Genomic DNA, 20113 nt, shown 5'->3' with positions numbered 1-20113 from the left:
CCATGGAATATAGAAATCTCGGCGCATCAGGCCTCAGGGTGCCGGTTTTGAGCTTCGGCGCGGGAACATTCGGAGGCTCGGGTCCGCTCTTCGGTGCATGGGGCAATACGGACGCAGCCGAAGCCCGGCGCCTGATCGACATTTCGCTGGAAGCGGGTGTCAATTTCTTCGACACCGCAGACGTTTATTCGGGCGGCGCCTCCGAGGAAGTCCTTGGCCAGGCGATCGCTGGCCGGCGCGACGCCGTACTGATCTCGACCAAGATCGCGTTGCCGATGGGCGATGGACCTGCTGAGTGGGGAACGTCGCGCTCGCGCCTCATCTGCTCGACTGATGACGCGTTGAAGCGGCTTAGGACTGATTATATCGACCTGCTGCAGCTTCATGCATTCGATGCCTCGACACCCATCGAAGAGGTACTCGCAACATTGGACGGGCTGATCGCGGCAGGGAAAATCCGCTATGTCGGCGTCTCCAATTTCGCGGGATGGCAGCTGATGAAGTCGCTCGGGATCGCGGAGCGCCATGGCTACCCGCGCTATGTCGCGCATCAGGTCTACTACTCTCTTGCCGGTCGCGACTACGAATGGGAACTGATGCCGCTTGCTGCCGACCAGGGCGTCGGCGCGTTGGTCTGGAGTCCGCTTGCCTGGGGCCGCCTCACCGGGAAGATCCGGCGTGGCCAACCGTTGCCGGAAGGCAGCCGGCTGCACCAGACGGCCGACTACGGCCCGCCGGTCGATGATGAGAAGCTTTATGATATCGTCGACGTGCTGTTCGAGATTTCCGAAGAGACGGGCAAGACCGTCCCGCAGATCGCGCTCAATTGGCTGATCGGTCGCCCGACCGTTTCCAGTGTCATCATCGGCGCGCGCAACGAGGAACAATTGCGCCAGAATTTCGGTGCTGTCGGCTGGTCCTTGTCGAAGGAACAGGTGGAAAAGCTCGATAAGGCGAGTGCCGTGACTGCACCCTATCCGTACTTCCCGTACCGCAGACAGGAGGCCTTCGCGCGGCTCAATCCGCCGTTGGTCTAGGCGGCACCCGGCAGGGAACCGTTCTTCCCAATCTTGTACTAGACAGGCGCCGTCTCTTGTCTCATACCAACCTGCCTCCCGGCAGCGAAGGCGAAGGAGATCAAAGAGATGGCGCTCAAAGATGCACAGACCGGAACACGGAACGAGGCTGGCATCGCCGCCGCCCTCGGTGTTCTGAAACAGAGCTTCGGTGAGCGCTTCCAGACCGGTCAAGCCTTTCGCGCGCAGCACGCACATACCACCACTTACATTCCGGCGCAGCTGCCCGACGGCGTGCTTTTTGCCGAGAGTGCCGATGATGTAAAGGCTGCGGTGAAGATATGCGCCGAACACAAGGTGCCGGTCATCGGCTTTGGTACCGGTTCGTCGCTGGAGGGGCAAGTTAACGCGCCCAACGGCGGTATATCGATTGATTTCAGCCGAATGAACCGGATTCTTGAAGTCAATGCTGAGGATCTCGACTGTACCGTCGAGCCCGGCGTGACGCGGGAGGAGCTAAACACCTATCTCCGCGATACTGGCCTGTTCTTCCCGATCGATCCCGGCGCCAATGCCTCGATTGGCGGCATGACCTCGACACGCGCTTCGGGAACGAATGCCGTGCGTTACGGCACGATGAAGGACAATGTGCTTGCAGTAACCGCGGTCACCGCGAACGGAGAGGAAATCCGCACCGCGCGACGCGCACGCAAGTCGTCCGCCGGCTACGATATGACCCGGCTCTTTGTCGGCGCGGAAGGCACGCTGGGCATTTTGACCTCAGTAACGTTGCGGCTGCAAGGTATTCCGCAGAAGATCGGCGGCGGCGTCTGCGCGTTTCCAACCGTTCGCGCTGCCTGCGATGCTGTCATCATGACCATCCAGATGGGCATTCCGGTTGCCCGTATCGAACTTCTCGATGCGCTGCAAATTCGCGCGTGCAATGCCTATTCAAAGCTCAGCTACGAGGAAAAACCGACGCTCTTTCTCGAGTTTCACGGTTCGGACGAAACCGTTGCCCTGCAATCGGAGCAGTTTGCCGAGATCGCCTCCGAATGCGGAGGCGGTGAGTTCTCTTGGACAGTCAACGCCGAGGAGCGCAGCAAGCTTTGGAAGGCACGGCACGATGCCTACTGGGCGTCGCGAGCGCTGGCGCCTGAAATGGCCGCGCTCTCAACGGACGTCTGCGTGCCGATTTCGCGTCTTGCCGATTGCATCGGCGAAACGCAGGCCGATATCGAGGAACATGGTTTGCTGGCGATGATCGTCGGGCATGCCGGCGATGGGAACTTCCATGTGCTTCTGTTGTTCGACGACAAGACGGAGGAGGGCATTGCGGTAGCCGAATCCTTTGTCGGCAGGCTCAACGCTCGCGCTCTGGCAATGGATGGTACCTGCACTGGTGAGCACGGCATCGGTCAGGGTAAGATGGCATTTCTCGAAGAGGAGCTCGGCGGCACCGTCGAACTCATGCGGCAGGTCAAGAAGGCGCTCGATCCGGATGATATCTTCAATCCCGGCAAGATATTCCATCGCGGCTGAGAGCGGGAATTCCGCCGCGTCGTGGACCGGCCGAGATTGACGCAGCGGAAGATTGACTGGCGATGAGGCGAATTCATCTCCAAATCAAGTAAATAGAGCATGATGTTGCCCGAAAGCTGCTTCACAGCTTTCGGTATCATGCTCTAGTGTCCGCGATGGATTCCCAGATGGAGAAATGTTGAGTTGGTAGGCCGGTTCCTCGTCTTTTTGGGCGGAGTGATTGTGGTGGCGCTGTTCGTGGCGCTGCTGGCACCGCTGTTTATCGACTGGACCGACTTCCGAAAGAATTTCGAGGATCAGGCAAGCCGCATTATCGGCAAGAAGGTCGTGGTCCATGGTGCGGTGGATGCGCGCCTGCTGCCGTTTCCGTCGGTGACGCTGCATGACGTGCGCGTCGGGCAGGAATTCGACGGATCGCCGATCGTGCAGATCGAGCAGTTCTCGATGGACGCCGAACTTGCGCCGTTCCTGTCGGGCGAAGCGCTGATCTTCGACATGCGCGTCGTCAACCCGAAGGTGAAGCTGAGGCTGCTGAAGGATGGCACGCTCGACTGGACGCGCGGCAGTCAACCTGAAATTCCGGCCAGGACGGTTGTTCTCGAGAATGTTCACGTCAGCGGTGGCGATCTTCAGTTCATCGACGATCAATCGGGGCGCTCGCGGCACGTTACGGGTCTGAACGCCGAGATGTCGGCCAAGTCGCTTGCCGGTCCGTGGCGGATCGAGGGTGATGCAGCTCTGGACGGCGAGCATGGCAACTTCACGATCGCCAGCAATCAGCCGGATGAGAACGGAGTCCTGCGGATGCGCACGCGGCTGCAGCCTGACAAGCACCCCGTGACGGTCGATCTGGATGGTGAACTCAAGCTCGTAGACCGCAGACCGAACTATCAGGGAACGATTTCTGCGTCGATCGAGAACCGGAATGGCAAGAAGACCGACAAGGCCGATGTTCCTCCACGGTTGAAAGGGACGTTCGAGCTCACCAACGAAAGCGTTCGGATACCGGAATATCGTTTGGAGGTCGGGCCTACGGACGATCCCTATGTCGTCACCGGAGAGGCGACACTCGACACCGGAAGCAAGCCGCAATTCCTGCTGATTGCGAATGGCCAGCAGATCGATGTCAATCGTATCGGCAATCAGGGGGCAAACGGCAAGACGAACCGTGACCCCAGTCTTTCGGCCCGGCAGCGACTGAACGCGCTGATCCAGATCGTTTCGCAAGTCCCTGTGCCGCAGGTTCCGGGGAAGGCGAGCATCCGGTTGCCGGCGATCGTCGCCGGAGACACGACGATCCGCGACATTCAGCTTGATGTCGAACCCGCCGGCAAGGGGTGGACGATCGCCAATGTGGTCGGCACGCTACCCGGTCGCACGCAAGTGGAGGGCCAAGGCAATCTTAATTTGCAGGGGCAAGCATCCTTCGTGGGGCAGCTCACCGTGGCATCCAGCCAGCCCACTGGCCTTGCGGCGTGGCTTGCAGGCTCCGTCGATCCTGCAATCCGGCAACTGCGACAGGCGGGTTTTTCCGCCGATGTCAATCTCACGCACGACCGGCAGACGTTCGACAATCTGGAAATTGCCGTGGGGCAGGCGACGCTCAAGGGCAGGCTGGACCGGCAGGCGGTGGCCAATCAAGCTCCGACCCTGGACGTGGCGCTTGCCGGCGATGCGCTCGATCTGGATGCGCTACGCGCGCTGACAGGATTGTTCACCGGTCAGGATGCCGGCGACAACGTGCTTGATCACAAAATCAACGCGCGGCTCAAGGCCGACAAATTTACGGCCTTTGGTGTCGAAGCGGCCGACGTCGAAACAAGCTTCGCAATTGCCGACGGCGCTTTGGCCGTCGAGAAGCTTTCCGTCAAGAATCTGGCGGGTGCCGAGGTGACCGCGACGGGTCGCGCCGAGGGCTCCTTGCTGGACTACAAGGGGTCCGGAGAAATCACCTTCAAATCGGCCGATCCGGGCTCGTTCTTCACCATGCTCAAGCAGCATCTGCCGCAGCATCCGGTCATGGACAGGCTCGTGCGCAACGCTGCCTGGTACACCAATACCGCCCTGCGCGGAGCGTTGACACTTGGAGGAGACGAGGGCGACGGTCTGACCTTGACGCTGGCCGGGGTGAGCAACGGCAGCCGTGTCAATCTCGATTATCGCATGTCGGATCTTCTGGCGCTGACGGGCAAGGGTACGACAAGCCTGGAGGCGACGCTCGAAAACAGCGTCACGTCGATCCTGTTTGGGCAGGCCGGCCTCGATCCCTTGCCGGTCGATGCGGACGCGAACGGCCGTCTGACACTCAAGGTGCAGGCTGAAGGCACGGAGCCCGCGGATGCGCAGCTGACGTTTGCCACCGACCGTACCTCGTTCACCGCTGGCGGCAAGGTGGATGTTCGTCCGCAGGCCTTCATGAACGGGCAGCTTGCGGTATCGCTGGAGAGTGCGGACCTTGATCCGTATCTTGTCATGAACGGTATCGCCATGCCGCAGATGGGTACGGGCTTGCCGTTCAAACTGACGACGAACGCGACCATTGATGGCAACAAGATTGCCTTTGCGAATATCGCAGGACATGCCGCCGACAACGAGTTCAACGGCGTGCTGACCGTCGATCGCAAAGCGGAGAAGACAACGGCGACGGGCGAGCTGGCACTTTCCAAGGCCGATGCCGCCTGGCTCGGAGAAGCGGTCTACGGGCCAATGACGGATGCGGCGACAGGCGACCTGTCGGGCGCGGCGTTGGGCTTGCCAGTCTTCAAGGACATGGACGTCAACCTCAAGCTTTCGGCCAAGCAATTCTGGCCTGGCTGGTCGGGTCCGATTTCGGATTTCATCTCCAATGTGGCCTACAAAGGCGACGAACTCCAGCTGAACGACATCAAGGGCGGCTGGGATGGCGGTAGCCTGAACGGCAATCTGCTCTTTACCAACGCCGATGGTACGGGCTTCTTCCAGACAAAGCTTACTCTGGCGGACGCGGACCTCGCCGGGGTCGTGTGGCCGCGCGATGGAGCTCCCGTCGCAAACGGGAAGTTCGGGCTGGCACTCTCTCTGGAAGCTTCGGGGAAGTCGATGAAGGATATCGCCGGTTCGTTGAATGGCTCCGGTGAAGTGAAGCTCGGTGATATCAGCGTACGTGGGCTCAATCTTGGCATGCTGGCGCCGTTGCTGGCCGCTACTGATCCGATGCAGGATCAGTTGAATGCCGGCAAAGTCCACCCGATCGTCGAGACCTTGCTCAATAACGGCGAAGCGAAGCTGCCGCCGACCGCCATTCCGTTCAACGTGACGGACGGGGTTCTGCGCTTTCAGAACGTCAGCGTGACGACCGATCAGGCGAAGGTTGTTGGCAACGGCCAGATCGACCTGCCACAGCAGCGCATCAATGCGTCGCTCAATATTGCGCTGAATCCGGGCAGCGAGGTGCTTCCCGGCGCGGAGCCTGCGGTACGCCTCGACTTCTCGGGGCTGCTTGCGTCACCTGGGCGTACCATGGACGTTACCGATATCACCGGTTTCCTGTCGCTGCGCGCCTTCGAGCGCGAGCGCCGGCGCGTCGAGCGTCTGCAGTCGAATGTGCTGGAAAAGCAGCGACTGCGTCGCGAAGTCGCTCTCTACAAGTTCAATGACGCGGAACGCCAGAAGGCTGTGGCGTTCGAAGCAGAGCAGCAAGCTGAAGAGCAGCGTCTGAGAGCTTTGGCCGCGCAGGCCGAGCGCGAGAGACAAGCAGCCGAAGCGAAGGCAAAGGCTGAGGCAGAAGCCAAGGCGAAAGCCGATGCTGAAGCACGCGCCAGGGCGGCGCAAGAGAAGGCTGCCGCGGATGCCGCGCGGCGTGCGCAGGAGCAGCTTGCGATACCGCCCGAAAACTCTCTCAATTTCAAAACGATACCTGGGCTGCCGGGCGTGCAGATGCCGCAGTAATCACGTCTGAGACATCGTGGGCTTTGCCATCATAGAAATTCTGCCACCCGTCACTGCCGGTGGTTTACAGTCTGCAATGCATCGACATGCCGGTTGCAAAGCCTAACTGATATTCTCGGATTTCAGCCATTGAAGGACATAGACGCGTAGTGCTGACGAGAGGTTGCTCTCCGGCTGGCGCTGATCATCGATATCGGAAATCAGGGCTGCGAGCGGAATTGCGCGCGCCTTGGCGATTGTGTTCAGTTCAAGCCAGAATTCGTCTTCCAGGGAGAAGCTGGTGCGGTGTCCGTGCAGGGTCGCTGAGTGCTTGCGGATCATCCCAAGGCTTCAGAATTCGATTCAAGTTGCCGAGGATGTGATTCCAGAAAACCGTCCAACTGATTGATCTCTGAATCTTTTCCGTTTCTCTGGGCGCTCATTTGTCGTCTTCGGGTTTCTCGATCCGGCCTAGTTGATGAGAGCGTTCGGCTTTCTCGTTGAGCGCCTTCGTGAGCTGCTTTTCAGTCTTGGTGCGGCCGAAGGAGATGCGGTTTTGCTCCGCCTGTCTCTCCTTGTCGGCGCGGGCCTGTTTCTTTTTGAACTGACGGAGATTGACGACTTCGGCGGTCACGGCTGGCCTCGATCGGAATTGAAAAAGGGAAGCAGTTGCTTCCCTTTGTTTTACTGCTTCTTTCGGAAGGCGTCGAGCGAGACGACCGAACCAGGCTTCTTTTCCTCGCCGTCCGCTGTGGCGGCGGGCGTTTCCTCCGACTTGTCGGATGCCACCGGATAAGCGGTGATTTCTGCGGCCGGAAGCTCGTCGCTGTCGGCGAGAGGCACATCGAATTCCAGTTCGAAGTTCACGGACGGGTCGTAGAAGCCGCGGATGGCGTTGAACGGAATGAACAGTTTTTCCGGAACATCCGAGAAGGAAAGGCCGATCTCGAAGCTCGTCTCTGTGACCTTCAGCTCCCAGAACTGGTGCTGGATGACGATGGTCATCTGCTCCGGATACTTCGCCTTCAGATGCTGCGAAATGCGAACACCTGGCGCACCAGTGAGAAAGGTGATGAAGAAATGATGCTCACCCGGCAGGCGGCCCGTCGCGGCAACTTCAGACAAAACCTTGCGGATGACGCCGCGCAGTGCGTCCTGTGCCAGAATGTCGTAACGGATGTGATCCTGCCCCATGCTTTCCTGTCTTTCTTTTGGTTCGGACTCGTTTCCCAAGGCTGTATGGCATGCTAAGACGCCGCGGAAAAGGCCTGAGCCGAGTCACGCTTGACCAAACCATACATGATTTGCGCACAAGGGAGAAGGTGAAGGCTTCTGTTGCCAGGTGCCTTCGGACCCCGCCTAGAGGTGCGAACCACTAGGGCTTTATTTGAAGTGTCACACCGCGATTAAGCAGCGAGACGAGCTTCCGCATAGTTGTCGTTTGCAACTACAATTTTAGCCCGATAACGGCGGTACAATGCCGAGCAAAAAGACGATCTTTACACCCTTGTCGATCCTGTTTCGCCCCCATCAAAAGCCGGCCATCGATTTGGCAGCCCGCCGGTTTTTGGTGGAGGCGCCGGGTACCGCCCCCGGGTCCAATAGGTTTATTACACCGCTCATTTATCGCCATAGCCGGCCCGAGGACCGGCATGGCTGATATAGTGTTTTCCGCGATGGATGGGAAGAGGCCTTGTCACAAAACCGTGTCGTGGAGAGACAGTTGGCAACCGTCCTAGGAGGTTGCCTTGTGCTCTTTGAAGGCACCGCGCTTCTTGAGCATGCTCACTACGCCGGTTGCCGCAGCCACGATCGCAATCAAGGAGGCGAGGGCATAGACGTGCACAGGTGGCACACTCGTGGCGCCGACGACACGGTAGATCTCGATCAGGAGAACAGCCAGCAACGCGGCGGAGACCGTGGAATAGTCCTTCGCGATCACGCGCTTCACATTGAACACCATCCCCTGGGTCGACGTCGAAAAATTGCTGAAACGGAGAAGCCAGCGAGGAACGTCGGCACAATAGGCCCGATAGGCATCTCCAAATTTGTCCTCAAGGAACGCTTCTTCGGCATAGACGATGCATTGGTAGATGAACAAAAAGAGCGCTATGCCTAGAATTGCGACCACCGGATTTCCATGCAACAGGAATACGCCCGCATAGATCAGCATGTTTCCAACATAGAGCGGATTGCGGCAGACGCCGAACATCCCCTCGGTCACCAGGTCGTTGGCATAGACGCGCTTCTTCAGACCACCCCGCTTGATATAAGCGTAGCCGATCACACTTGCTCGAAGTGCCAGACCGGAAAATATGACCAGAAGCGCCATCAGGTCTTTGACACGCTCTGCCGCGACGCTTCCAGCAATTTCCGTCGGTGGCGGCGACATCAGGAACAAGGCTACGATTATGAGCGGAAACGCCTGATTGCGGTATTTGAAGAAGAAGTTCCCAATGCCGATCATGGTTGCTTTCATCTGACGTCCCAACCTTACTTAACGGCGACGATGCCGCAGAAATTATACCAGCGGAAAAAGACCTCGACGCTGCGGAATCCGACTTCTTTCAGAAGCTGCATGTTCTCTTCCAAGCGATAGGGGATGAGCACATTCTCGAGCGCCTCGCGCTTCTGCGATATCTCGATTTCGGAGTATCCGTTGCGCCGCTTGAAGTCGTAATAATGCTGGATGAACAAGCGGTTGAAGGCCGTATCCTCGCTGGTCAGCTTCTCGACAAGCAGCAGGCACCCCTGATTGTTTAATCCTGAGAAGATCATCTTCATCAGGCGCTCGCGAAATAGGGGGCGAATAAACTGCAGCGTCAGCAGCATCGTGACGACGCTGGCATTTTCCATGTGGAGACCCTGGTGGAGATCGGCGACTTTGAGATCTACCGATCGCTGCGTGTCTGCCTGCTCGATCTTCTGTCTGGCCTTTTCCAGCATGTCAGGGGCGTTGTCGATGCCGACGAAATTGACCGTTGGATCGATTACACGATCGAGAGTGAGCAATGTCGTCGCCGTCGAGCATCCGATGTCATAGAGATTGGTCTCCGGTCTGGCGAAATCTTGCGCCAGCTCGCAGACCATCCGCTGCATTTCCTCGTAATAGGGCACCGATCGGCTGACCATGTCATCGAAGACGTCGGCGACTTTCGCGTTGAAGGTAAAGTCGCCAATAGGCTGGTCCTGCTCGGCGAATACTTCGTCGCGCCGCTCCGTTCGCAGCTGCAACCGTACTAGGCTCTCTGTCATGATTTCCCCCAAACTCGCGTGCGGTTCCCAAGGGGGTTATGGCATGAAATGCCGTCGGTTGTCGTGTTGAATCCCCGTGGAGCGCCCCCGCGCCACGTAGAGGGAGACATGTGAACCTGACGCTAGCCTGAAAGCGCCTCCGTTCTGCATTGCGAGCCATGTCGTGCTCTGACGTCCTCCGCCGGTCCCCCCTCCGAGATTTGCCGGGATAATCAGCGCGCAATGATTGGTTTCGAAGAGCGAAGGGCTTAAATAGACGGGAAACGGAATCGGCGGCGAACGATGAAGCAGTATCTCGACCTCTTGAAGCATGTGATGGAACACGGAACCGATCGTGGCGATCGCACCGGAACGGGCACGAGGTCCGTGTTCGGCTATCAGATGCGATTCGACCTGCATGAGGGGTTTCCGGTTTTGACCACCAAGAAACTGCATCTGCGGTCCATCATCCACGAACTTCTGTGGTTTCTGCGTGGCGACACCAATATCGGCTATCTCAAGGACAATGGCGTCTCGATCTGGGATGAATGGGCGGACGAAAACGGCGACCTTGGGCCGGTCTATGGCGCCCAATGGCGCTCCTGGCCGGCTCCCGACGGCGGTCACATAGATCAGATCGCCAATCTCGTCGCGGGCATCGTCAAGAATCCGAATTCACGCCGGCATATCGTTTCCGCGTGGAACCCGGCCGAGGTTGACGATATGGCGCTGCCGCCGTGCCATTGCCTGTTCCAGTTCTACGTTGCCGACGGCAAGCTTTCCTGCCAACTCTACCAGCGCTCGGCCGACATCTTCCTCGGCGTGCCGTTCAATATTGCTTCCTACGCGCTGTTAACCATGATGGTGGCGCAGGTGACGGGCCTGAAGCTCGGGGATTTCGTACATACGCTGGGTGACGCCCACCTTTATCACAATCATTTCGAGCAGGCGAAGCTACAGCTTACCCGCGCGCCGAAGCCGTTGCCTTTCATGCGGATCAACCCTGATGTGAAGGACATCTTCGGTTTCAAATTCGACGATTTCGAGCTGATCGGCTACGAGGCCGATGCCAGCATCAAGGCGCCGATCGCCGTCTGATCGGAGAGTTTGATGTCTGAAATTCGCAGGACCATTGTGGTTGCCGTTTCCAACAACGGTATCATCGGGCGGGATGGCGACATGCCATGGCGCCTCTCGACCGATCTCAAGCGGTTCAAGGCTCTAACGCTTGGCAAGCCCGTGATCATGGGCCGGAAAACTTACGAGTCCATCGGCAAGCCGCTGCCGGGACGAGCGAATATCGTTATCTCCAGGCAGGCGGGGGCAATAGATCACCCCGATGTGCACATGGCCGGTTCGTTGACTGAAGCCGTCAATCTTGCCGAGGAAATTGCGCGCCAGAAAGGCGAGGGCGAAATCTGCATTATCGGTGGTGGGCAGGTTTATGCGCAGGCGGTCGATCTGGCCGATCGGTTGTGCGTCACCCACGTCGAAACCTCCGTTGACGGCGACACCTCGTTTCCAGCGATTGAGCCGGCACTCTGGAAGGCGACTGAGACCATTGACGTGCCGGCAGGCGACAAGGATAGCTATCCTACGAAATTCGTTGTCTATGATCGGCGCTAACCGCTGAAAAGCAACTATCTTCCAATAAATATCGCCAAGTTCCTCATGCTGCGTTGAAAGCGGATGCGGCGATACCTATAACGGTCACGATCGCCGGTATCCGCCGCCCCCGTGGGTTGGGCGATCGGGAGTTTAACGAATAACGAGGTTTTGATGCCCTGGAGCAATCAGAATGGCGGCGGCGGCCCTTGGGGCGGCGGCGGTAACAATCAGGGACCATGGGGGCAAGGGCCCAACCGCCCGCGCGGCGGCGGTGGTAAGGGCGGCCCGCCCGATCTGGAAGACATTATCCGGCGTGGCCAGGATCAACTGCGCAACATTGTACCCGGCGGGTTCAATGGCGGCGTTCTCGTCATTGTGGCGGCGATTTTGGTTGTGTTCTGGCTCTTCCAGTGCATCTACATAGTCCAGCCGGACGAGCGCGGCGTCGAGTTGCGTTTCGGTAATCCGAAGGAAGAGATTTCCACACCTGGCTTGCATTTCCATTTGTGGCCGATGGAGACCGTCGAAATCGTCAAGGTGACGATGCAGCAGCAGAATATCGGCTCAGCATCGACGTCTTCCTCCTCGCCGAGCGGGCTGATGCTTTCCGGCGACCAGAATATCCTCAACGTCCAGTTCTCCGTCTTCTTCACAGTCAGTGATCCGAAGGCATATCTTTTCAACGTCGAGAACCCGGCTGAGACACTGCAGCAGGTCGCAGAAAGCGCCATGCGCGAAGTCGTCGGCCGCCGTCCCGCCCAGGACGCATTCCGCGACAATCGTCAACCGATCGAGACGGAGGTCGCCAACATCGTCCAGGGAACGATGGACCGCTACAGGGCTGGTATCTCCATCGGGGCGGTGACGATCCAGGACGTGGCGCCGCCGCGTGAAGTGGCGGATGCCTTCGAGGAAGTGCAGCGTGCCGACCAGGACAAGCAGCGACTGGTCGAAGAGGCCAATCAGTATGCTAACCAGAAGCTCGGTCAGGCGCGCGGTGACGCGGCCCAGATCCGCGAAGCGGCAGCGGCCTACAAGGATCGCGTCGTCAAGGAAGCCGAAGGTGAGGCTCAGCGCTTTTCGTTCATCCACGAACAATATGCGAAGGCGCCCGAGGTAACCCGGACGCGTCTCTTCCTCGAAACGATGGAGCAGGTTCTGAAGAATTCCAAGAAGGTCGTGATCGACGAGAAGCAGGGGGTGGTTCCTTACCTGCCGCTCAATGAGATCGGCAAACCGGCACAGCAGGGAGGTTGAGCCATGACATCGAACAGGCTTCCTCTCATTCTCGGCCTCCTCGCCGTTGTCTTGGTTGGGCTCTACTCCTCGATTTTCGTGGTGAACGCTCGTGAGCAGGCAATCGTTGTCCGCTTCGGTCAGATCCAGTCTGTGAAGACCGAGCCGGGCATCTACTTCAAGCTGCCGTTCGCCTTCATGGATGCCGACCGCGTCCAGATCGTGGAGCGACAGGCGCTTCGCTTCGACCTCGACAACATTCGTGTCCAGGTTCGTGGTGGCGCGACCTTCGATGTCGACGCCTTCGTAGTCTATGACATCAGGGACGTCCGCAAGTTCCGCGAAACGGTCTCGGGCGATCGCGAGGCAGCGGAAGCTCGCCTTCGCACGCAGCTCGATTCTTCGCTTCGCCGTGTCTACGGTCTGCGCGACTTCGACGCCGCGCTGTCGGAAGAGCGTGTGGCAATGATGCTTGAGGTTCGCGACGATCTGCATCGCGATGCCGAAGATCTCGGCCTCAACATTCAGGACGTCCGCATCCGTCGTACGGATCTGACGCGCGAAGTTGCGCCGAAGACCTATGACCGCATGCGCGCTGAGCGTCTTGCCGAAGCCGAACTCCTGCGTGCGCAGGGTACGGAAGAAGGCCAGCGCCGCCGGGCTATCGCAGACAGGCAGGTGGTTGAGATCACCGCCGAGGCGCAACGCGATTCTGAAGTCTTGCGCGGCCAGGGCGACGCAGAACGGAACCGGTTGTTTGCGGATGCCTTCAGCAAGGATCCGGCATTCTTCGAGTTCTATCGCTCCATGGCCGCGTATTCGACGGCTCTGACGTCGCAGGACACGACACTGGTGATCTCGCCAAACTCGCAGTTCTTCCGTTTCTTCAACGACGCAAGCGGCGCGCCACGAAACGCACCGCCGCCGGCGATGCCGAGCGCGCCGGCGAACTGATCGGCGTATCGGGATCTGCAAAAACACAAAGGGCCGGCAGCTTTGCCGGCCCTTTTTACGTTCCAGCATGATGATGGTGAGCGCAGCGGAGAGATTGCACGGGATTTCGCGAAAAGGTGATTTCACCCTCCATCATTCCGCCTTATGCTGGTGCTCAGAGTGCGTTTTATTTGAAATGAGGATGCTTGATGGCCCCGACGACCCGCCCGACCTTCAGACGATCGCTCGCTCTCCTGGCCGGCGCCGCACTTCTGGCTAACATTGGTTTCACAGGCGCCGCCCAAGCACAGGCCACGCCATCGATGAACGGTCCAGCATCCGTTGCCGATCTTGCTGAAGGGCTCCTCAATGCCGTCGTGAACATTTCGACGTCACAGAATGTCAAGGACGATGAAGGGGTTGGCCCGGCGCCGCGCGCGCCCGACGGTTCGCCTTTCCAGGAGTTCTTCAACGACTTCTTCAACAAGCAGAAGGGTAACAAGGGCGGTAACCACAACGTCAACTCGCTGGGTTCGGGCTTCGTCATCGATCCGCAAGGCTACATCGTTACCAACAACCACGTGATCGAAGGTGCCGACGACATCGAAGTCAATTTCGCCGACGGCAGCAAGCTGAAGGCGAAGCTGATCGGAACCGATACGAAGACCGATCTTTCGGTGCTGAAGGTGGAGCCAAAGGCGCCGCTGACGGCTGTGAAATTCGGTGATTCCAGCGTGATGCGCATCGGCGACTGGGTTATGGCGATCGGCAATCCGTTCGGCTTCGGTGGTTCGGTGACCGTCGGCATCATTTCGGGACGCGGACGCAACATCAACGCCGGGCCTTACGACAACTTCATCCAGACGGATGCGGCCATCAACAAGGGTAATTCCGGCGGTCCGCTCTTCAACATGAAGGGCGAGGTTATCGGTATCAACACGGCGATCATTTCGCCGAGTGGCGGATCGATTGGTATCGGTTTCTCGGTGCCGTCCGAGTTGGCGGCCGGCGTCGTCGAGCAGTTGCGCGAGTTTGGCGAAACGCGCCGTGGCTGGCTCGGCGTGCGTATCCAGCCGGTTACCGATGATGTCGCGGATAGCCTGGGGCTTTCAAGCGCCAAGGGTGCGCTGGTCGCAGGTGTCATCAAGGGGGGGCCGGTCGATGACGGCTCGATCAAGGCCGGCGATGTTATCCTGAAATTCGACGGCAAGCCCGTCAACGAGATGCGTGATTTACCGCGGGTGGTGGCTGAGAGCCCGGTGGGCAAGGAAGTCGACGTCGTCGTTCTTCGCGACGGCAAGGAGCAGACCGTGAAGGTGAAGCTCGGCCGCCTCGAAGACAGCGATCAGGCTGCTTCGAACGATGCCGACTCCAACAACAAGGGTGGTGTCATCAACCCGGATCCTGGTGAAAACCAGGATATGGATGAGCCCGATGACCAGCAGAGCCAGCCTATGCCGGATGGCAAGGGCAAGACGGATCAGGCGACACCCGATGCAACGAATCCCAAGAATGTCCTCGGCCTCTCGCTGTCGGAACTGAGCGCCGAGACCCGGAAGACCTTCGGCATCGCTGAAAGCGTCGACGGTGTGCTCGTCGCTGAGGTCACACCCGGTTCGCTCGCGGCGGAAAAGGGCCTGAAGCCTGGCGACGTGATCGTTGAGGTGGCGCAGGAGTTCATGCGCTCGCCTGAAGCGGTGGCTGCGAAGGTGCAGTCGCTGAAGCAGGAAGGCCGGCGCAATGCGCAGATGATGATCGCGTCGGCAAACGGCGACTTGCGCTTCGTAGCCGTGCCTATGGAATAGCGAGACGAAGGCCCGCTCACCCCCTCACCAAATCGAATGGCTGCGTCTTTCGAGGTGTCGGCGAGGAGGCAATCGGCGTCAGCCGATACGACGCTCCCATTGCTGACGGGTGATCGTATAGAGAACGTGGCGCTTCAGATGCGGATGAGTGTCTGGAATGCTGGGATGGTCGAAATCGCGATCGGGTTCATGATGCAGACCAAGCCGGTGCATGACAGCGGTGGAGCGATGGTTGTCTGTCACCGCAAAAGAAACGATTTCGCTTGGATCGAACTGGGTGAAGCCGTGGCGTAGTGCTGCTGTTCCGGCTTCCGTCGCATAGCCTTTGCCCCAATGCCGCCTTACAAGACGCCAGCCGACTTCGATGGTGCCGGCGGGAAGAAATGGTTCGAGCTTCGGTTTCCAGAGGCCGCAAAAGCCGATCGGCTCATCGGTTTCCTTCAGAGCCATCGCGTAGAAGCCGAGCCCTGTCGTTGCGATGCTATCGCGGATGGTGTCCAGCATAGAATCCGCTTCGGCGCGATCGCGACGGAAAGCGAAAAATTCCATCACGTCGGGATCGGAATTGATTTCGTGGAAAAGCGACCGATCCTCTTCGGTCCAATTGCGCAAAATCAGGCGATCGGTCGTTAGGATCACTGTCATGGCGTTACGAAATCGGTTTTGCGGTAGCCCTGGATATAGAGCAGGGCGCTGAGATCGCCGTGATTGATCTGTATTTTGGCTTGCGCGGCAACGGTCGGCTTGGCGTGCAGCGCGACACCGGATCCGGCAAGTTGAAGCATTCCGAGATCGTTTGCGCCGTCGCCAACGGCAATGGCGTCATCTGGCGAAATGCCAAGCTTGTCTGAAATGTCGTTCAGCGCATCAACCTTGGCTTGTTTGCCGAGGATAGGTTCAGATACGAAACCGGAGAGCACACCGTTCTCTTCCAGCAGAACGTTCGCGCGGTTCTCGTTGAAGCCGAGCGTTTTTGCGATGGGGCCGGTGAAGACGGTGAAGCCGCCGGAGACCAGCGCTGTATAATGTCCCTTGGACTTCATGGTGGCGATCAGTTCTGGGCCGCCTGAAGTCAATGTGATGCGCTTGGAAATAACCTCGTCGACGACCGAGATCGGCAGGCCCTTCAAGAGTGCGACACGCTCGCGCAGTGCCGGCTCGAAGGCGATCTCACCATTCATGGCCCGAGCGGTAATTGCGGCGACTTTTTCCTTAAGGCCCACTTCGGCGGCAAGTTCGTCGATGCATTCCTGACCGATCATGGTGGAGTCCATATCCGCGATCAGAAGTTTTTTGCGGCGCGTCTCGGCATCCTGGACGACGAGGTCGATCGCAGCGCTGCCGATGACGGTGAGAATGTCGGCTCGAGCGACGTCCGCATCCGTCCCGTCCCTCAACGCGATATCGCAGGCGATTCCGTCAGCCAGCCAATAGAGGCCGGAAGCTTTCACCGTATCGGCTGCCTGCTCGGCAATGACGGGCGTGAGAACAGGATTTGACGGATTGGCAACAAGCGTGGCAACGAGGGCCATGATGGAAAACCTTCTGAGCGCATTGAATGCGATCCTGATAACCGGGCCGACCGCCAGCGGCAAGTCCGCGCTCGCCATCGAATTGGCGAAAGAGCACGGTGGCGTCGTCATCAACGCCGACAGCATGCAGGTCTATGACACGCTGCGCGTGTTGACAGCGCGGCCCTCTGAAGAGGATATGCAGGGCGTGCCGCATTACCTCTACGGTCATGTCCCGGCAGGTCGGGCCTATTCGACAGGCGCATGGCTGCGCGACGTTACGGATCTGCTGGAACGCCTTCATGCTGACCAGCGGAGGCCGATTTTCGTTGGCGGAACCGGCCTTTATTTCAGGGCGTTGACCGGCGGGCTTTCGGATATGCCCGCAATACCGGACGACGTGCGCAACAGCCTCCGCTCGCGCCTGCAGGAGAAGGGGCCTGACGAACTTTATCGACAACTGCAAGAGCGCGATCCCGCGGTTGCCAGCAGTCTTCGCCCGCAGGACGGGCAGCGGATCGTAAGGGCGCTGGAGGTTATCGAAGCGACTGGCCGATCGATTGTTAATTTCCAGACACAAGCCGGGCCTGTGATCGTCGACCCCTCGATGGCCCGCAAGATCGTCGTCGAACCGGAGCGAGCCGTCCTCCACCAGCGGATCAACGGGCGATTTGAAAAGATGCTGGAGCAGGGGGCTGAGGACGAGGTGAAGGCGCTGCTCTCGCTTTCGCTGTCCGCTGATATGCCCGTGATGAAGGCGATCGGCGTCTCGCAGATCGCGGCGATGCTGAGGGGCGAGCTCACCCGCGACGAAGTTCTGGAGCGGGGTGCGGCGGCGACGCGGCAATATGCCAAGCGGCAGATGACCTGGTTTCGCAACCAGATGGACGAAAGCTGGGAGCGCCTGCCGTAGGGCCGCGCGGCGCTATTCCTTGTTATTGAGGCTGCTGAGCGGTTTTTTCAGTATGCTGTCACGCAGGGACATGCCGGGTTCGCGGCGAATGCTCCCTGCGACCGTTGGATTGTCGCCTTGTCCCGGTGCCGGTTCTCGGCGGACTTCGCGCCTCAAAGCTTCCAGGCGACTGTCGATGGATGTTTCCGGTGCCGCGGAAGCTAGAGGTTCGCGCGGGGAGGCCGCTCCCGGCAGCATATCCCGGCGATAGGGTTCGATCGGGGCAAGTGGCGGTGTTGTTGGTACGCGGGCAACCATTGGTGTCGACGGGTAGGAAGATGGTGCGAGCGGCCCGTCGAAGTCGTCATAGTCGTCCTCGTCCTCATAGGGGCCGCTGGGCGGCATGGCGGCGGAATAGCTTTGCTGGAACGCCGAAATATCGGGGCCGCTGACAGCGCGCATGTGCGTCACGATCTTGCGCAAGTCTACGTTGTCAGGATCCTCGTCGCTAGCCTTCACGTTGGCGCCGTTTGCCTTCGGCAAGTAACGTTCCTCGACGCGCGAGAAGCGCATTCGCATCGGAACGCTGATCGCCTCACCGAAGGCGATCGCCTCGCCGTTGCCGATCGAAGAAATGAAACTCGTCGTCGAGATTGACGAATTTGGAATAGCCGAACGAATGATTTCCTGGTCGCGATCATTGGCAAGGCGCATGGCAAACAGCGTCGAGCACTGCGACAGGATCGTCTGATCGAGTTCGCCGGGACGCTGGGTGATGATTCCCAGCGAGACACCGTATTTGCGGCCTTCCTTGGCGATGCGGGCGATTGCCTGTCTTGTCGGGAAGAAGCCTAGATTCGGATCCGACGGAATGTAGCGGTGCGCTTCCTCGCAGACGACGAGCATGTGGATGGCGCCGTCGCTCCACAATGCGATTTCAAAAGCCATGCGGCAAAGAACCGAAGCGACTGAGTTCACGACCTCGGAGGGGATGCCGGACAACTGGAAGGTGCAGATCGGCCTGTTGTCGCCGGGGATGCGGAAGATTTCCGCTACCGTCTCCATGATCGTGTCGCTGATCGTGTTGCTGGAGAACATGAAGTGGTAGCGCGGATCGTTGATGGCAGCGAGAACGCGCATCTTCAGCGACCTGAGCAGAGGCTTTTCGCTGCGGCCTTCAAGGCGGCCGATGCGTTCGTCGATCAGGGCCAGCAGATCGGCCATGCGGTAGGGAACCGGTGTGTCCGCCGTGATCGAACTCTTCTCCGTCGTGCGCCTGACAAGAGAACTGTCGCTACCGCGGAAGGCGCGCTTTGCCTCCGGCAACAAGTCTCGCAAAATGTCGACCTCTTCGGGAATGGGCGCCCGACCTCTGAAGACGACCTCCGCGAACTCCTCTAGCCTCATCAGCCAGAACGGCAGATCGAGCGTATCCGTGTCGACGACGACGGAGTGCTTCGGGAAGGCAGCGGCAAACTCGTTATGCGGATCGAGAATCAGGACGCGCAGCTTCGGGTCGGCCTCGATCGCTTTATGCAGGAGGAGTGAGACGGCGGTCGACTTGCCGACGCCGGTTGAGCCGACGATCGCAAAATGCTTCGACAGCATTGAGGGGATGTGGATCGCGGCGTCGATGCTCTCGTCCTGGGTGAGCTTACCGATGACGGCCGTCGTTCCAGTGCCAGCATCATAGATCCGCATGAGGTCGCTTGCGCGAATGCGGTGGGCGATGGCGCCGAGATAGGGGTAGCGCGAGATGCCGGTCGAGAACTGCTCGCGACCATCCTCGTCGACGCGGACTTCGCCAAGCAGTTCGGTTTCGATCTGGAAGTAGTTGTCCTCGCCTTCACCCCAGCTGTGGCTGCCGGTGTTCATGGAGTAGACAAGGGCGACCACACGGTTTCGCCCGACGCTGATCGAAATCAGCCTGCCAACCGACCACAGTTCTGCCAACTCGGTGCCGCCGGCTTCGGCGACGGCGGCGATAGTGGCGCGAGAACCGCTGCACGCAACAACGCGACCGAGAAACCGGTTGCCTGGGGTCTGGTCATCGCGGCGGTCATGCTCGCCTGCCTTGCCTGACGTGTGCAAGTCCTTATTCAGCAAAGGGCTACTCCCTGCGGTAGCAAAGGAGGATATGAGCGAACGTTTAAGAAAGTCTTTTTGCGACAGGCGCGCCATTCTCTCGCACATGTTCGGCCGGTAAGATGCCGCTCGATTTTTTATTTCGGCATGCGTTGACGATGCGAAATTTTCTGTCTATCACTTCGCCCCATGAAAATCGCAGCAGCTCTTATCGTGGTGGGAAGGCGCATGGGCAGGATGGTGTAACCATCCGGCGATAGCCACCCATGCGCTAGACGAAGGCTCCCACAGGGGCCTTTTTTTATGCCCGAATTTCGGGCTCCGGACCACAAAACTCAAATCCCA

At 59.2% G+C, this 20113-nt stretch carries 17 protein-coding genes and 1 other RNA gene; 9 read left to right on the top strand and 9 right to left on the bottom strand.

What is annotated here, in order from left to right; all coding sequences use genetic code 11:
• The first annotated feature begins 2 nt into the window (after positions 1–2).
• The 3 genes from NBG89_RS09585 (at position 3) to NBG89_RS09575 (ending at position 6485) form a co-directional block, all read left to right on the top strand.
• The gene (locus NBG89_RS09585) at positions 3–1037 is read left to right on the top strand and encodes an aldo/keto reductase (protein ID WP_431322611.1); all 1035 of its coding nucleotides are present in this window, start codon (positions 3–5) and stop codon (positions 1035–1037) included.
• 108 nt (positions 1038–1145) lie between these two features.
• Positions 1146–2558 (top strand): FAD-binding oxidoreductase, encoded by a 1413-nt coding sequence (locus tag NBG89_RS09580; RefSeq protein WP_431322610.1) that lies wholly within the window; start codon positions 1146–1148, stop codon positions 2556–2558.
• Positions 2559–2741: 183 nt separating this feature from the next.
• Complete coding sequence (locus NBG89_RS09575) at positions 2742–6485, top strand: AsmA-like C-terminal region-containing protein (RefSeq protein WP_431322609.1); 3744 nt, start codon at positions 2742–2744, stop codon at positions 6483–6485.
• Between the two features lie 102 nt (positions 6486–6587).
• On the opposite strand, the gene NBG89_RS09570 is transcribed toward NBG89_RS09575, so the two are convergent.
• The 6 genes from NBG89_RS09570 to cmoA form a co-directional block, all read right to left on the bottom strand.
• Positions 6588–6806 (bottom strand): ribbon-helix-helix domain-containing protein, encoded by a 219-nt coding sequence (locus NBG89_RS09570; protein ID WP_431322608.1) that lies wholly within the window; start codon positions 6804–6806, stop codon positions 6588–6590.
• Positions 6807–6903: 97 nt separating this feature from the next.
• A complete protein-coding gene (locus NBG89_RS09565; protein WP_431322607.1) occupies positions 6904–7098 on the bottom strand; it encodes a DUF4169 family protein in 195 nt (64 codons plus the stop codon).
• A gap of 50 nt (positions 7099–7148) precedes the next feature.
• Positions 7149–7658 carry an SspB family protein gene (locus NBG89_RS09560; RefSeq protein ID WP_431322606.1) on the bottom strand — a complete coding sequence of 170 codons (510 nt, stop codon included), beginning with the start codon at positions 7656–7658 and terminating at the stop codon, positions 7149–7151.
• Between the two features lie 127 nt (positions 7659–7785).
• Positions 7786–8155: a transfer-messenger RNA gene (gene ssrA / locus NBG89_RS09555) on the bottom strand.
• Positions 8156–8199: 44 nt separating this feature from the next.
• A complete protein-coding gene (locus NBG89_RS09550) occupies positions 8200–8943 on the bottom strand; it encodes a methyltransferase family protein (protein ID WP_431322605.1) in 744 nt (247 codons plus the stop codon).
• Positions 8944–8957: 14 nt separating this feature from the next.
• Entirely contained in the window at positions 8958–9719 is a 762-nt protein-coding gene (cmoA, locus tag NBG89_RS09545) for a carboxy-S-adenosyl-L-methionine synthase CmoA (RefSeq protein ID WP_431322604.1), read from the bottom strand.
• Positions 9720–10001: 282 nt separating this feature from the next.
• On the opposite strand from cmoA, the gene NBG89_RS09540 reads away from it, so the two are divergent.
• The 5 genes from NBG89_RS09540 (at position 10002) to NBG89_RS09520 (ending at position 15280) form a co-directional block, all read left to right on the top strand.
• Positions 10002–10796, top strand: coding sequence for a thymidylate synthase (locus NBG89_RS09540; RefSeq protein ID WP_431322603.1), 795 nt, complete (start codon positions 10002–10004; stop codon positions 10794–10796).
• Between the two features lie 12 nt (positions 10797–10808).
• Entirely contained in the window at positions 10809–11324 is a 516-nt protein-coding gene (locus NBG89_RS09535) for a dihydrofolate reductase (RefSeq protein WP_431322602.1), read from the top strand.
• Between the two features lie 153 nt (positions 11325–11477).
• Positions 11478–12563 carry an FtsH protease activity modulator HflK gene (gene hflK, locus NBG89_RS09530; protein WP_088692003.1) on the top strand — a complete coding sequence of 362 codons (1086 nt, stop codon included), beginning with the start codon at positions 11478–11480 and terminating at the stop codon, positions 12561–12563.
• A 3-nt stretch (positions 12564–12566) separates the two neighbouring features.
• A complete protein-coding gene (gene hflC / locus NBG89_RS09525; RefSeq protein WP_431322601.1) occupies positions 12567–13496 on the top strand; it encodes a protease modulator HflC in 930 nt (309 codons plus the stop codon).
• A 188-nt stretch (positions 13497–13684) separates the two neighbouring features.
• Positions 13685–15280 (top strand): DegQ family serine endoprotease, encoded by a 1596-nt coding sequence (locus tag NBG89_RS09520; protein ID WP_431322600.1) that lies wholly within the window; start codon positions 13685–13687, stop codon positions 15278–15280.
• A gap of 78 nt (positions 15281–15358) precedes the next feature.
• Here the strand turns inward: NBG89_RS09520 and NBG89_RS09515 are convergent, their stop codons facing one another.
• Positions 15359–15925, bottom strand: coding sequence for a GNAT family N-acetyltransferase (locus tag NBG89_RS09515; RefSeq protein WP_431322599.1), 567 nt, complete (start codon positions 15923–15925; stop codon positions 15359–15361).
• Positions 15922–16812 (bottom strand): phosphoserine phosphatase SerB, encoded by an 891-nt coding sequence (serB, locus tag NBG89_RS09510; protein ID WP_431322598.1) that lies wholly within the window; start codon positions 16810–16812, stop codon positions 15922–15924. The genes NBG89_RS09515 and serB overlap by 4 nt, the downstream gene beginning before the upstream one ends.
• A 1-nt stretch (position 16813) precedes the next feature.
• Between serB and miaA the strand changes: the two genes are divergently transcribed.
• Positions 16814–17704, top strand: a complete 891-nt coding sequence (gene miaA / locus NBG89_RS09505; RefSeq protein ID WP_431322653.1) for a tRNA (adenosine(37)-N6)-dimethylallyltransferase MiaA — start codon at positions 16814–16816, stop codon at positions 17702–17704.
• Between the two features lie 12 nt (positions 17705–17716).
• On the opposite strand, the gene NBG89_RS09500 is transcribed toward miaA, so the two are convergent.
• A complete protein-coding gene (locus tag NBG89_RS09500) occupies positions 17717–19789 on the bottom strand; it encodes a helicase HerA domain-containing protein (protein ID WP_431322597.1) in 2073 nt (690 codons plus the stop codon).
• Between the last annotated feature and the right edge of the window lie 324 nt (positions 19790–20113).

The organism is Rhizobium sp. YTU87027, from assembly GCF_050644135.1.
Lineage (GTDB): Bacteria > Pseudomonadota > Alphaproteobacteria > Rhizobiales > Rhizobiaceae > Rhizobium.
The sequence above is the reverse complement of the archived record's forward strand: the minus strand, read 5'-3'. Positions and strand labels throughout refer to the sequence as shown.